At 73.4% G+C, this 13,095-nt stretch carries 7 protein-coding genes; 4 read left to right on the top strand and 3 right to left on the bottom strand.

Annotated features, from left to right (window positions below; translation table 11 throughout):
• The first annotated feature begins 343 nt into the window (after window positions 1–343).
• The 4 genes from U8525_RS16340 to U8525_RS16355 all read left to right on the top strand — a co-directional run bounded on the left by U8525_RS16340 (window position 344) and on the right by U8525_RS16355 (window position 8,081).
• The gene (locus tag U8525_RS16340; RefSeq protein ID WP_374266626.1) at window positions 344–3,436 is read left to right on the top strand and encodes a tetratricopeptide repeat protein; all 3,093 of its coding nucleotides are present in this window, start codon (window positions 344–346) and stop codon (window positions 3,434–3,436) included.
• A 61-nt stretch (window positions 3,437–3,497) separates the two neighbouring features.
• Complete coding sequence (locus tag U8525_RS16345; protein WP_374266628.1) at window positions 3,498–4,352, top strand: NAD-dependent protein deacetylase; 855 nt, start codon at window positions 3,498–3,500, stop codon at window positions 4,350–4,352.
• 142 nt (window positions 4,353–4,494) lie between these two features.
• Window positions 4,495–6,513 (top strand): protein kinase, encoded by a 2,019-nt coding sequence (locus U8525_RS16350; RefSeq protein ID WP_374266630.1) that lies wholly within the window; start codon window positions 4,495–4,497, stop codon window positions 6,511–6,513.
• A 29-nt stretch (window positions 6,514–6,542) separates the two neighbouring features.
• Window positions 6,543–8,081, top strand: coding sequence for an adenylate/guanylate cyclase domain-containing protein (locus U8525_RS16355; RefSeq protein ID WP_374266632.1), 1,539 nt, complete (start codon window positions 6,543–6,545; stop codon window positions 8,079–8,081).
• 3 nt (window positions 8,082–8,084) lie between these two features.
• Here U8525_RS16355 and U8525_RS16360 read toward each other — a convergent pair whose 3' ends face one another.
• The 3 genes from U8525_RS16360 to U8525_RS16370 all read right to left on the bottom strand — a co-directional run bounded on the left by U8525_RS16360 (window position 8,085) and on the right by U8525_RS16370 (window position 13,025).
• Window positions 8,085–8,765, bottom strand: a complete 681-nt coding sequence (locus U8525_RS16360; protein ID WP_374266634.1) for a Crp/Fnr family transcriptional regulator — start codon at window positions 8,763–8,765, stop codon at window positions 8,085–8,087.
• Between the two features lie 418 nt (window positions 8,766–9,183).
• The gene (locus U8525_RS16365; protein ID WP_374266636.1) at window positions 9,184–11,619 is read right to left on the bottom strand and encodes a penicillin acylase family protein; all 2,436 of its coding nucleotides are present in this window, start codon (window positions 11,617–11,619) and stop codon (window positions 9,184–9,186) included.
• Window positions 11,616–13,025, bottom strand: coding sequence for an MFS transporter (locus U8525_RS16370; RefSeq protein WP_374266638.1), 1,410 nt, complete (start codon window positions 13,023–13,025; stop codon window positions 11,616–11,618). The genes U8525_RS16365 and U8525_RS16370 overlap by 4 nt, the downstream gene beginning before the upstream one ends.
• Window positions 13,026–13,095: the final 70 nt, after the last annotated feature.

The following is a 13,095-nucleotide window of genomic DNA, read 5'->3' on the forward strand; positions in this document are numbered from 1 at the left end:
ACCTCCACCGCCTTCGCGCGCGGCGGCGCCCTGCGTCCGGTGGACGACGCGGGCCCCCGCGTCCACAGGAGCCCGAACACGAGGGCGTGCAGCGCCAGGGAGATCAGCCCGGCCCATCCGAGACGTCGCGACCGCCGCATGCTCGTACCCTACAGAAAGCCACCCCTGCCTCAATACGCAGGGGCGGGGGCGTTCGCGAAGCGACGTCCCACCCACCGGGCAGGCGACCCGTCAACGCTTGAAACGTCCCCGAGGTGACTCGACGCACGCCGTGACTCCTGCTGTGCTGCCATCGTCCCTCCGTGCCCCCATGCCCCTCGCCTGTCTGGACGAACCCACGTTCATGGACCTCCTGCTCGGGACGCTGCCTCCCGACAGGACGGCGCTCGTCGACGAGCACCTGGACACGTGCCCCTCCTGCCGGCGCATGGTGTCCGAGGCGCTGAAGGTGCAACCTCCGGCCGACACCGCGCCCGTTCCGGACGAGGAGGTCCTGGACAGCCAGCTGGCCACGCTGGCCGTGGACCCGTGGCGCGGGAAGAAGTCGCGCCTGCGCCTGCCCACGCCGCCCCTGGCGCGAGGCACGGCGGTGGGCCGCTACCTCATCCTGGAGATGCTCGGCGTGGGCGGGATGAGCGTGGTGTACGCCGCCTATGACCCGGAGCTGGACCGCCGCGTGGCGCTCAAGCTCCTCCAGGTGGAGGCGCTGGGGCTGGGCGCGGAGGCCGGCCGCACGCAGGTGCTGCGCGAGGCGCAGGCCATGGCCCGCGTCTCCCACCCGCACGTCGTCTCCGTCTTCGACGTGGGCACCTTCGGCCGGCAGGTCTTCCTGGCCATGGAGCTGGTGGACGCGCACACGCTGCGCACGTGGGAGCACGACGGTCCGCACCCGTGGCGCCAGGTGGTGGAGGTCTTCCTCGCCGTGGCCCGGGGGCTCGCCGCCGCGCACGCGGTGGGCGTGGTGCACGGCGACGTGAAGCCGGAGAACATCCTCGTGGGCCAGGATGGCCGCGTGCGCGTCACGGACTTCGGCCTGTCGCGCATCATGTCCGGCGCCGTGACCCCGCCGGTGATGCCCGGGAGCCCCACGCATCCGCGCGCCATGGAGGGCGGCACGCCCGCGTACATGGCCCCGGAGCAGTTCCCGCCCGAGGAGCGCACCGACGCACGCAGCGACCAGTTCGGCTTCTGCGCCGCGCTCTACGAGGGCCTCTACGGCGAGCGCCCCTTCGCGGGCGGCACGGTGGAGGAGCTGTCCCAGGCGGTGCACGCGGGGCGCGTGAAGGGCGTGCCCCGGCACTCCGGCGTGCCGCAGTGGCTGCGCAAGGTGGTGGTGAAGGGGCTGGCCGTGAAGCCCGAGGACCGCCACGCCTCCATGGAGGCGCTCATCGCCGCGCTGGAGGCGGACCCCGCGGCGCTCCGGACGCGGCGGCTGCGCGTGGCGGGCGCGTCGCTGCTGCTGTTGTCCGCGGTGGGCCTCACGCACTTCCTCCACGGCCGCGACACCACGGGCTGCGAGGGCGCCTCGCGCGCCATGGGCGGCGTGTGGGACGCGCCCCGCCAGCAGGCGGTGGAGGCGGCCTTCCTCGGCACCGGGCGCCGCTTCGCGCACGACGCCTTCCGGCACGTGCGCCGCGGCCTGGACGCGTACACCGCCGCGTGGGTGACGACGCGCACGGCGGCGTGCGAGGCCACCCGCGTGCGCCACGAGCAGAGCGAGGCGGTGATGGCGCTGCGCATGCGCTGCCTGGACGCGCGGCTGGCGGACGTGGCCGCGCTCACGCAGCTCTTCACCCAGGCGGACCCGGACCTGGTGGAGCGGGCGCCCCGCGCGGTGGAGGGGCTGGCGCCGCTGGTGGCCTGCTCGGACGTGGAGTCGCTGACGTCGCGCGGGCACTCCGCGTCGGAAGACGCCGCCGCCCGGGACCGCACCGTCGCGCTGCTCCAGGCGCTGGTGGACGCCAGGGCCCTGCGCGCCGCGGGCCGCTACTCCCAGGGCGTGGCGCGCATGGAGCCGGTGGCCCAGGCCGCGCGGGCCGCGGGGGACTGGGCCGGCGCCGCGGACGCGCTGCTGCTCCTCGCGGAGCTGAAGGACGGGGCCGGGGACTACCGGGGCGCGGAGGCCGCGGTGCTCCAGGCCGCGTGGACCGCGGAGGCCGGCCGCAACGACGACGCCGCCGCGCGCGCGTGGACGCTGGCGGTGCGCGTGACCGGGGAGCGGCTGGACCAGTACGCGCAAGGGCAGCAGGCCGCGGAGCGCGCCAGCGCCGCGGTGGAGCGGCTGGGCGGCAGCAGGGAGATGGCCGGCGTGCTCGCGATGAACCTGGGCCGGCTGCTGTCGCGCCAGGGCCGCTACCCGGAGGCGCACGAGCAGCTCACCCGCGCGCTGTCCCTGATGGAGAAGCGCTTCGGCCCGGAGGCCCTGGAGGTCGCGGACGTGCGCGTGGAGCTGGGCACCGTGCGCCGCTCGCAGGGGCGCACGGAGGACGCCCTGGCCCTGTACGAGCGCGCCCTGGGCACCGTGCGCGGAGCGCTGGGGCCCGAGCACCCGGACGTGGCGCGCATCCGCCTGGAGCAGGCCAGCGTGCGCTGGCAGCAGGGGGACTTCGTGCAGGCGGAGCGGCTGGCCCGGGGCGCGCTGGCGCTGCTGGAGCGCTCGCTGGGCATGGACCACCCGCAGGTGGCGGACGCCCTCAACAGCCTGGCGCTGGCGCTGCAATACCAGGGCAAGCGCGAGGAGGCGCTGCCCCTGTACGAGCGCGCGCTGCACATCGCGGAGACGACGGAGGGGCGCGACAGCTCCACGGTGGCCATCATCGTCAACAACATCGGCACGCTGCTGGTGCACATGGGCCGGCTGGAGGAGGCCACCCAGCGCTTCGCCACGGCGCTCGAGCAGGTGGAGAAGAGCCTGGGCCCGGACCACCCCACGCTGGCGCTGGTGCTCCGGGGCATGGGCCAGACGCTCAGCTACCGCAACCAGCCGGACCAGGCCCTGCCGTACTTCCAGCGCGCCGCCGCGCTCCAGACGTCCCTGCCGGACGACGTGAACGGCGGCTGGACGGGGGCCCTGGTGGACCTGGGGCGCACGTACATGGTGCTCGGCCGCCCGCGCGAGGCGCTGGCCCCCCTGGAGAAGGCCGTCGCGGGCTGGGAGCGCGCCCGGCCCCGCCCGGCGGAGCGCCCCGCCGCGCGCTACATGCTGGCCCGCGCGCTGTGGGACGCGAAGCAGGACCCGGTCCGCGCCCTCCGGCTCGCCGCGGAGGCCCGCCAGGAGGTCGCCGCGCTCCCCGACGACGAGTCCTCGGTGCCGGAGCTGCGCCAGGCGATGGACCGCTGGATCGGCAAGCTGCCCCCCAGCGCGCGCAGGGACCTCAAGGCGGCCATGGCCCCGCCGAAGCCCGCGGACCCCGCGCGGGACGCGCTCGTCCGGTGAGCGCCCCCTCCCGGCGGGCGCGAGGGGGACACGTTATACGGAGGGTGCAATGACGCGCCTCATGGACTCCCCTGTCGCCGCGCTCGCGCCCGAAGCGGGCGTGGACGCCCTGGCCTCGCTGCTGCGCGGACGCCGCGTCGTGGTGCTCACCGGCGCCGGATGCAGCACCGAGTCCGGCATCCCCGACTACCGCGGCCCGGAGACGCGCCACCAGGTGCGCAACCCCATCCAGCACCGCGAGTTCCTGCGCCAGCCGGAGGTGCGCCAGCGCTACTGGGCGCGCAGCCTGCTGGGCTGGCCGCGCTTCACCTCCGCCCGGCCCAACGCGGCGCACCGCGCGCTGGCCGCCCTGGAGCAGGCGGGCGTGGTGCCGGGGCTCATCACCCAGAACGTGGACGGCCTGCACCCCGCGGCGGGCAGCGAGCGCGTGCTGGAGCTCCACGGCGCGCTGTCGCGGGTGCGGTGCCTGGCGTGCGGCGCGCAGGAGCCCCGCGCGTCGCTCCAGGCGCGGCTGCTGGGCCTCAACCCGGACTTCGCGCACGCCGGGGTGGAGGCGCGCCCGGACGGCGACGCGGAGCTGCCGCTGGAGGCGGTGGAGGGCTTCCGGGTCCCCGCGTGCACGCGCTGCGGCGGGACGCTGAAGCCGGACGTGGTGTTCTTCGGCGACAACGTCGCGGCGCCGCTGGTGCAGGACGCGTTCGCGCTGGTGGAGGAGGGGGACGCGCTGCTGGTGGTGGGCTCGTCGCTGACGGTCTACTCCGGCTACCGCTTCGTCACCCGCGCCGCCGAGCGGCGCATCCCCATCGGCATCCTCAACCTCGGGGAGAGCCGGGGCGATGGGCTCGCGGCGGTGCGCGTGGAGGCGCGGGCGGGCGACGTCCTGCCCCGGCTCGCGCAGGCGCTGACCCGCACCTGACGTCCCTCCTCCCACACCAGGCGTGCAGGCGGGCCGGACGCGGCGCCGAATGGGCACGCCGGGAGCGGGGGCAAGTGTGCCATCATCCCCGGCTTCGCGAGGCACGCGCGCCAGGCCGTGCCCGGATGGAGACACAGGGCTGATGGACACCGGGCGCCCGCTGGGCGGCAGGTACGCGCTGGAGCGCAGGATTGGCGGCGGTGGCATGGGCGCCATCTGGCGGGCCGTCGACCTGCAGCTCCAGCGGCACGTGGCCGTCAAGCTCATCGCGTCCGAAGGGGTGGCCCGCACGCCGGAGGCCCACCGCCACTTCGAACAGGAGGCCCAGGCCGTGGCCCGGCTGCGCCACCCGCACGTGGTGCAGGTGCATGACTCCGGCGTGGACGGCGGCGTGCCGTACATCGTCATGGAGCTGCTGGAGGGCGAGGACCTGGAGACGCGCCTCACCCAGCAGGGGCGCCTGTCCCCGGCCCGGGTGGCCGCGCTCGTCACGCCGGTGGCCCGGGCCCTGGCGGCGGCGCACGCGGCGGGGCTCGTCCACCGCGACCTGAAGCCCGCCAACCTCTTCCTCGCGCACGTGGACGGGGAGGAGATGGTGAAGGTGCTCGACTTCGGGCTCGCGCGCTCGCTCATCCCCACGGGCGCGCCCGCGCAGGCCGAGGGGCTCACCGGCACGCTGCGCTACATGAGCCCGGAGCAGCTGCGCGCGGATCCGGACCTGGACGCGCGCGCGGACCTCTGGTCGCTCGCGGTGGTGCTCTACCGCGCCCTCACCGGCCAGTTCCCCTACGGGCCCGAGTCCGTGGGCGCGCTCTTGCGCGGCACCTTCCACCCGCCCGCGGTGCCCGTCGCGCAGCTCGTTCCGGAGCTGGGCCCGGGCGGGGACGCCTTCTTCCAGCGCGCGCTGCACCCGAAGCCCGAGCAGCGCTTCACCTCCGCGCGGGAGCTGGCCGCCGCCTTCGTCGCGCTGGTGGAGGCGGGCCGCGCCGCCCAGGCCGCCACGGTGCTGGTGGTGGACGACGAGCCGGACGTGGAGCTGCTCATGCGCCAGCGCTTCCGCCGGCACGTGCGCGACGGCGTCTACCGCTTCGTCTTCGCGCGCGACGGCGAGGAGGCGCTGGAGGCGCTGCGCCAGCACCCGGACACGCACGCCGTCCTGTGCGACCTGAACATGCCGCGCATGGACGGGCTCACCTTCCTGTCGCGCGTGGGGGAGGTGGATCCGCTGGTGAAGGTGGTCATCGTCTCCGCGTACGGCGACATGCCCAACCTGCGCGCGGCGATGAACCGGGGCGCGTTCGACTTCCTGGTGAAGCCCGTGGACCTGGACGACCTGGAGTCCACGCTGGCCAAGACGGTGCGCCACGTGGCGGAGCTGCGCCGCGCGGTGCGCTCCACGGAGGAGAACGCGCTGCTGCGCATGTTCGTGCACGGCGGCATCGTGGACCGGGTGCTGCCGCTGGTGCGCGGCCCCGGCGCGCTCGCGGGCGAGCAGGTGGACGCCACGGTGGCCTTCCTGGACGTCGCGGACTTCACCGCCGTCACCCGCCAGCACCCACCGGAGTCCGCGCTGCGCCGGCTCAACGCCAACTTCGAGGTCATCCTCCCGGAGCTGGAGGCGCGCGGCGGCGTGGTGGACAAGTTCCTGGGCGACGCGGTGATGGCCGTCTTCCAGGGCGAGGGCCACGTGGCGCGCGCGCTGGACGCCTGCCTCGCGGTGCGGCAGCGGCTCCAGGGCCTGGCGTGGAGCGGCGGGGACGCGTCCCCCTACGCGCACGGCGTCTGCATGGGCGTGGACACCGGGCCGGTGCTGTCCGGCAACGTGGGCGCGGCCGGGCGCGGACGCCTGGACCACACGGTGCTGGGCGACGTGGTGAACACGGCGGCCCGGCTCGCCACCGTGGCCGCGCGCGACCAGGTGCTGGTGAGCGAGGCGCTCGCCGCCCGGCTCGCGAGCACCTTCGACTGCCGGCCCGCCGGAGAGCGGCACCTGCCGGGCCCCGGCGGCCGGACGCTCGCGGTGCGCGAGGTGGTGGCCCGCCACGGCAGCCAGTCCGCCTCCTCCGTGGACCGCACCTCCGAACAGGTGGCCCCCGCCGTCCTGGACTCGCCCGCCTCCCCACCCCAGCCCGGGGCCTTCACGGCCAAGGGGCCCACCTGAGGCGCGCCCTCTCCACGCGCTCTTGAGCCATGCGCCTCATCCTCAACCCAGGCCAGGTGGATGAACGGGTGGTGCTGCTGCCGGAGGGCACCACCACCATCGGCCGCACCGAGGAGAACGGCATCCGCGTGCCGCACCCCAGCCTGTCCCGGCGCCACGCGCGGCTGGAGCGCGCGGGCGGGCGCGTGGTGCTGGTGGACCTGGACAGCAAGAACGGCAGCTTCGTGGGGCCGCACCGCGTGTCGCGCCAGGAGCTGGGCCACGGCCAGTCCTTCCGCTGCGGCGAGGTGTGGTTCCGGCTGGTGTCCCAGGACGCGCCGCTGCCGGACGGCTGGGGCCCGGTGCGCACGCAGCCGCTGGAGACGCGCTTCTCCAGCGGGCCCATGGAGGCGCTGCTCGACACGCGCTCGCCGGACCGCACGCGCGACAAGCTCCAGGTGCTCCTCAAGGTGGGGCAGATCCTCTCCTCGCCGGGCCCGGTGGACGGGCTCCTGGAGCGGGTGCTGCAACTCGTCTTCCAGATATGGGCGGTGGACCGGGCGGCGGTGCTGCTGGCGGACCGGGACACGGGGGCGCTGGCGCCGCGCGTGGCGCGGGGCGCGCTGGGAGGGGCGCTGCCGGAGCGCTTCTACAGCCAGCACATCGTGGACTACGTGCACTCGCGCGGCGTGGCGGCCCTCTTCACGGACGCGCAGGACGACGCGCGGCTCGTGGGCGCGGACTCCGTCTTCCGCCAGTCCATCCGCGCCTCCCTCTGCGTGCCCCTGCGCACGCGCGACACGGTGCTGGGCGTGCTGTACCTGGACAGCCTCAAGCACGGCGGCCTCTTCACCGACGAGGACCTGGAGTTCCTCACCGCGTTCGCCAACCAGGCCGCCATCGCGCTGGACCACGCGCACCTGGCGCGGCGGCTGGAGGAGGAGGCGGTGCTGCGCAACGCCTACCAGCGCTTCTTCCCGCCGGACGTCGTGCGCCAGCTGAAGGCGCTGCGGGGCGTGCCGCTGGAGGTGCGCGAGGCGAACGTCACCATCCTCTTCTCCGACATCACCGGCTTCACCGCCATGTCCTCGCGCCTCAAGCCGCGGCAGGTGGTGGACATGCTCAACGCGTACTTCCCGGTGATGGCGGACGTCGTCTTCCGCCACGAGGGCACGCTGGAGAAGTACATCGGCGACGCGCTGATGGCCGTGTGGGGCGCCCCCTTCGCCCGGCCGGACGACGCGGACCGGGCCGTGCGCGCGGCCGTGGAGATGCAGCGGGCCCTGGCGGACCTCAACGCCCGCTGGCGCGCGGAGGGCGCGCCGGAGCTTCAGGTCCACATCGGCCTCAACTCCGGCCCGGTGGCCGCGGGCAACATCGGCTCGGAGCGCTACCTCCAGTACGCCACCGTGGGGGACGCCACCAACGTCGCGTCCCGCGTGTGCGGCGTCGCGCGCCCGGGCGAGGTGCTGATGACCGAGGCGACGCGCGTCCTCCTGGACGCGGACGCCTTCGCGCTGGAGCCGCTGGAGCCGGTGCGGGTGAAGGGCCGCGACGAGCCCCTGTCCCTCTTCCGCGTGCGCGGCTGACGGCTACTCCGCGTCCTGCCCCAGGCGCTCCGGCTGGAGGAGGATGATCTGTCCGCCCTCGAAGCTGAGCATCCCCTCGCGCACGTAGTAGCGCAGCCACTTGTTGACGCTCTCGCGGGTGACGCCACAGAGGTTGGCCAGCTCCGACTGCGTGAGCTTCGGGGTGATGACCAGCCCCTCGGAGCACGGCTTCCCCTGCGTCTTCGCCAGCTCCAGCAGCACCCGCACCAGCCGGCTGCGCGCGTCCAGGAAGGCCGAGTCGTACACGAGCTGCGTCGTGCGCCGCACCAGCCGGCTCATGTTCGCGAGCAGCGCCAGGCTCACCTGCGGCCGCGTCTCCAGGTAGCGCCGGAAGTCGTCGCGCTGGAGCGTCAGGAGGTGCGCCTCCTCGCGCGCCAGCGCGTCCGTGGAGCGCATCTCCCCGTCCAAGAGGGACAGCTCCCCGAAGGCGTCCCCCCGGTCCAGGAGCGCCAGGGTGATCTCCCGCCCCTCACTGGAGGACAGCCGGATGGCCACCTGGCCCCGCCGGATGATGAACAGGGCCGTGCCCACGTCTCCCCGGTGGAAGATGACCTCGCCCCGGGCGAAGCGCCGGGGCTGGAGGAGCGACGACATGTTCTCCAGGTCCTCCCGGCCGAGGCTCTCGAACATGGGGATTTCGGCCAGCAGCTGCGCGTAGGACATGAGGGGACCGCCATTCTGCCCGGAATCCCCGGATACAGGTAGGGAACCCTCCCATCCAGGCCCGGCGGACAAGTCCGGCGGGTGTGAACGCCTTCACACCGGGGTTGTGGGCCGCTTCACAGACCGAAACAGGGGGGCCCGGTACTGTTCCTTCATCGCAGCACGGGAAGCAGGGGGGCCCGCGCGGCAGCGATACGGTGAGTGACGGAGTCGGGGGACTTCTTAGCTCACCGTGGCATGTGCGGGAAATGGGGGGGACCGCAGGGGCTGGCACATAGAAGGGGGAAGCGTCGGGTTTCTGAGGGGGAACCCGACGCGAAGACGAGTGCCGGCGCCCGTTGGGGCCTGAAACGCAATGGACCCGGGCCTGGAGGCCCGCCGCTCCGGGGGGAGTGGCGGCCTTCAAGTCCGGGTTGTTTTATTTCGCCAGGGCCACCGCCGGCGCGAGCGTCAGCGTGGCCTCGCGGTGCTGCTCCACGGCCTCGCGGGTGTGGAGCATGGGGTGGAACTCCACCTTGCGGCTGAGCTCCATCAGGTCGTCGCGGTGCTTGTGGAACAGGTGCTCCGACTGCCCCGGCGCGTGGATGGACACCGAGCGGGACAGGTCCGCCAGGTCCACGATCATCCGCAGTGCGGTGCCATGGACCACCTTGAAGGGGTGGCTCCAGAGGAACGACGCGCCGTCCACGGAGTAGTTGTCGCCCCGGGCCGGCACCGCGCGGGTGTTGAAGACGCGCCGGATGGCGCCGGGGATGGCGGGCCCGCCCAGCAACTGGTGCGCGTAGGTGAGCTGGTGCACCCGGCCCCAGGCCCAGGCCTCCGGCTTCGGGCCGTAGGTCTTCACCAGCCAGGCGGTGGCCACGCCCAGGGCCGCGCGGAGGATGTCGTCGCGCGTCTCCTGCTCCGGCGTCTTCGGGTCGTCCCACCAGGGGCTGTCCGGCTGGGACATCAGGCCGATGACGAAGGGCATGTGCAGGCTGCCGTGCCGCTCGTACTGGCCCATCAGGTATTCCTTCACCAGCGACGGCTCCAGCTTGTGCTGGAGCAGCTTGCGCAGCACCTCGATGTACCAGGCCTGGAACACCGTGGCGCCCACGGCCTCCGGCTCGAAGCGCAGGTCCCACGCCTTCAGCGCCTCCACGGCCTGGCGCTGGACGTCGTCGGCCGGGAGCGCCGCCGCCAGGAAGTAGGGGCGCAGCGCCTCCGCGGGCAGCGAGTACGTCTCCGCCTGGATGTCCCTCATCGTGTCCACGGTGTGCTGCGTGCTGGCCTCCAGCTTGTCGGTGATGCGTTTGGCGCGGTAGCCGGGGAACCAGTTGTGCGCGATGAGGTGCGGGTAGTCGTCGGATGTGATCTTGTTGTTCGCCGTGGCCGCGTAGCCCGCGGGCGGGTTGAAGGACGCGGGCAGCTCCTCGAAGGGGATGAAGCCCGTCCACTCGTTGTCGCCCGTCCAGCCCGGCACGGGGATGAGGCCCTGGTGGCCCTGGCGGATGGGAATCTTCCCCGTGGCCTGGAAGCCCACGTTGCCGGCCGTGTCCGCGTACACGAAGTTCTGGCCCGGCCCCTCCCAGCGCTTCATGGCGGCGCGGAAGGACTCCCAGTCCGTCGCCAGGTTGAGCTCCAGCACGGCGTTGATGAGCGGCTGGCATTCCCGGTGCGCCCACCTGAGCGCCAGCGGCTCGCTGTCCTTCAGCTCCTCCGCCATCACGACGTTCATCAGCGGGCCGTGCCGGGTGCTCCTCACCTCCAGCACCACCGGGGCCCCGCCCTTGACGGCGATCTCCTCGCGGCGCACCTCCAGGTCGTGCCACGTGCCCTGGTAGAGGTACTGCCTGGGCGCCTTCGGGTCGTCCAGCTTCTCGATGTAGAAGTCCTGCGTGTCCGGCCCCAGGTTGGACATGCCCCAGGCCACCTTCCCGTTGTGGCCGACGATGAGCATGGGCACGCCGGGCAGGGAGAAGCCCACGTGCTGGAAGCGGCCGCCGTGCAGGCCGTTCTCGTACCAGGTGGACGGCATGCTCAGCGGGATGTGCACGTCGTTGGCGAGCAGCGGCTGGCCGCTCTTCGTTCGCTGGCCGTGCACCACCCAGTTGTTGCTGCCGGAGACGATGTTCGGGTCGCCCATCACGGTGTCCACGCTGTCCAGGCCGGACATCGCCTTCACGTCCTTCAGGCCCTGCAGGCGCGCCTCCTTCGGGACGATGAGGGGCGTCTCCGGCGCGTTCTGCGGCAGCAGCGCGTTGGCCACCTCCTCGCCCACCGCCGCCACCAGCCGCGCGCGGAACAGCTCCAGCCGGTGGTTGCCGCCCAGCATCATGGCCAGCAGGTTGCCGCGCGCCAGCGAGTCCACGGGCGTCCAGGGCTCGGGCGTGGTGCTCATCACGGTGAACTCGTAGGGCAGCGGCTCCGCGGCGATGCGCGCGTTGATGCCCGCGCTGTACGCCTCCAGGATGGCCCGGGCCTCCGGGTCCACCTGGGCCCAGGCCTGCTCGGCCATGTGGCGCAGGCCCATGGTGCGCAGGAACTGGTCCGCGGACACGCCCATGGGGCCCAGCAGGGTCGCGAGCCGGCCGTCCACCAGCCGGCGGCCCATCTCCAGCTGCCACAGCCGGTCCTGCCCGTGCACGTAGCCCTGGGCGAAGAACAGGTCGTGCTCGTCGCTGGCGAAGAGGTGCGGCACGCCCCACGTGTCGCGCAGCACCTCCACCTTGCCGTGCAGGCCGGGCAGGGTGAGGGTGCCGTCCTCGCGCGTCCAGCGGCGGCGGGCGAGCCACGGGCCCACGCCGGGGGTGGCCACGGCCATGGCGGACGGCAACATGCGCAGCATGCGCAGGACCTGGGAGAGGGCACTCATGACGCGGAGGCTCCAGCGGTGGGGGCGGTCGGCGGGGTGGGGGTGGCGGTGTCCGCGGGGGCGGGCGGCGCGTCCGGGAGCGCGTCCGGCAGCTCCTTGTCCATGTTGCGCAGGCGCGGGTTGAGCCAGCCGGCCACGACGTTGATGAGCGTCAGCACGGCCAGGACGATGAAGATGACCGCGATGCCGCGCCCCGGCCCCACGCCCAGCAGGCGGCCCATGGTGCTGGCGAGCACGCCCCCTTCACGCATGGCCGGCTCGAAGAGGTCGTCCGCGAGCGGCCCCGCGATGAGGCTGGCGAACGGCGACACGCAGAGGATGAGCATCCGCTTCACGGCGGCGGCGCGGCCCTGGAGGTCCGCGGGGATCTTGCGCTGCCAGATGGACTGGATGCCCGCCATCACGGGCGGCATGGTGAACAGGTAGAGCGCGGCGGCGGTGGCCACGAGCGGCACGCTGGGCGCCGGCGCGGCCATGAAGAGCACCAGGCCCGACAGCGCATGGAACCCCAGGATGCCGTGGAGCTGGTTCTTGGCGCCGCCCCAGATGCCCATGCAGACGGCGCCCAGCAGCGCGCCCACGCCCGCGATGGACGCGATGACGCCCAGCGTGGAGATGTCCGTGAAGGCGAGCACCAGCGGGGTGATCAGCAGCACCACCAGGTCCATGCACAGCACGGCCACGGCGGTGAAGCTCAGCAGCGCCACCAGGCCCTTGCGCGAGCTGATGAAGGTCCAGCCCTGCTTCATCTCCGCGAGCAGCGACCCCTTGCCCTGCTGGCCCTCCGAGGAGGCGGTGGGGCGCGGGAAGCGGACCATCAGCAGGGTGGTGACGGCGACGAGGAAGCTGCACACGTCCACGGACAGCACGCCCACCAGGCCCACGCGCTCGATGAGCGCTCCCGCGATGATGGGGGAGAGGATCTGACTGGCGCCGCTGGCGACCTCCCCCATGGCGTTGGCGCGGCCCAGGTGCTGCTTGGGGACGATCAACGTCACCGTGGCGAAGAAGGCCGGCCAGCGGAAGGCGCCGAAGCACGCGCCCAGGGAGACGGGCAGGTAGAAGTGCCAGGCCTTGAGCTCGAACAGGCCCTTGTTGCTGGCCAGCACCATGGCGAAGATGAGCATCGTGGTGAAGCCGTTGCCCAGGTCCGCCAGCAGCATGGCGCGGCGGCGGTCCCACCGGTCGATGAGCGTCCCCGCGATGGGGGACAGCACCACCATGGGCGCGAACGCGAAGAAGGACAGCAGCGCGAACTGCGTGGTGGAGCGCGTGTCCAGGAAGATCTTCGCGCCCACGCCGAAGGCGGTGAGGCCGGAGCCGAGGATCGAGATGAGCTGGCCGAACCAGGTGATCCAGAAGACCCGCATGGGCTGGGTGATGGTCAGGCGTTGCGCGAGGCTCATTCCACGTCTCTTTCTCCTGGGGGGCAGGAGGGTCAGGGGCCCGCGCACGGTACTACGGGAGGGCGCGCGG

It is taken from the genome of Corallococcus sp. RDP092CA (genome assembly GCF_041903675.1).
GTDB lineage: Bacteria > Myxococcota > Myxococcia > Myxococcales > Myxococcaceae > Corallococcus.

What these genes read in the sequence shown, in the direction of transcription:
- U8525_RS16340 (WP_374266626.1), top strand. Translation starts at nt 344, where the DNA reads ATGGACCTCCTGCTCGGGACGCTGCCTCCCGACAGGACGGCGCTCGTC.
- U8525_RS16345 (WP_374266628.1), top strand. Translation starts at nt 3,498, where the DNA reads ATGGACTCCCCTGTCGCCGCGCTCGCGCCCGAAGCGGGCGTGGACGCC.
- U8525_RS16350 (WP_374266630.1), top strand. Translation starts at nt 4,495, where the DNA reads ATGGACACCGGGCGCCCGCTGGGCGGCAGGTACGCGCTGGAGCGCAGG.
- U8525_RS16355 (WP_374266632.1), top strand. Translation starts at nt 6,543, where the DNA reads ATGCGCCTCATCCTCAACCCAGGCCAGGTGGATGAACGGGTGGTGCTG.
- U8525_RS16360 (WP_374266634.1), bottom strand. Translation starts at nt 8,765, where the DNA reads ATGTCCTACGCGCAGCTGCTGGCCGAAATCCCCATGTTCGAGAGCCTC.
- U8525_RS16365 (WP_374266636.1), bottom strand. Translation starts at nt 11,619, where the DNA reads ATGAGTGCCCTCTCCCAGGTCCTGCGCATGCTGCGCATGTTGCCGTCC.
- U8525_RS16370 (WP_374266638.1), bottom strand. Translation starts at nt 13,025, where the DNA reads ATGAGCCTCGCGCAACGCCTGACCATCACCCAGCCCATGCGGGTCTTC.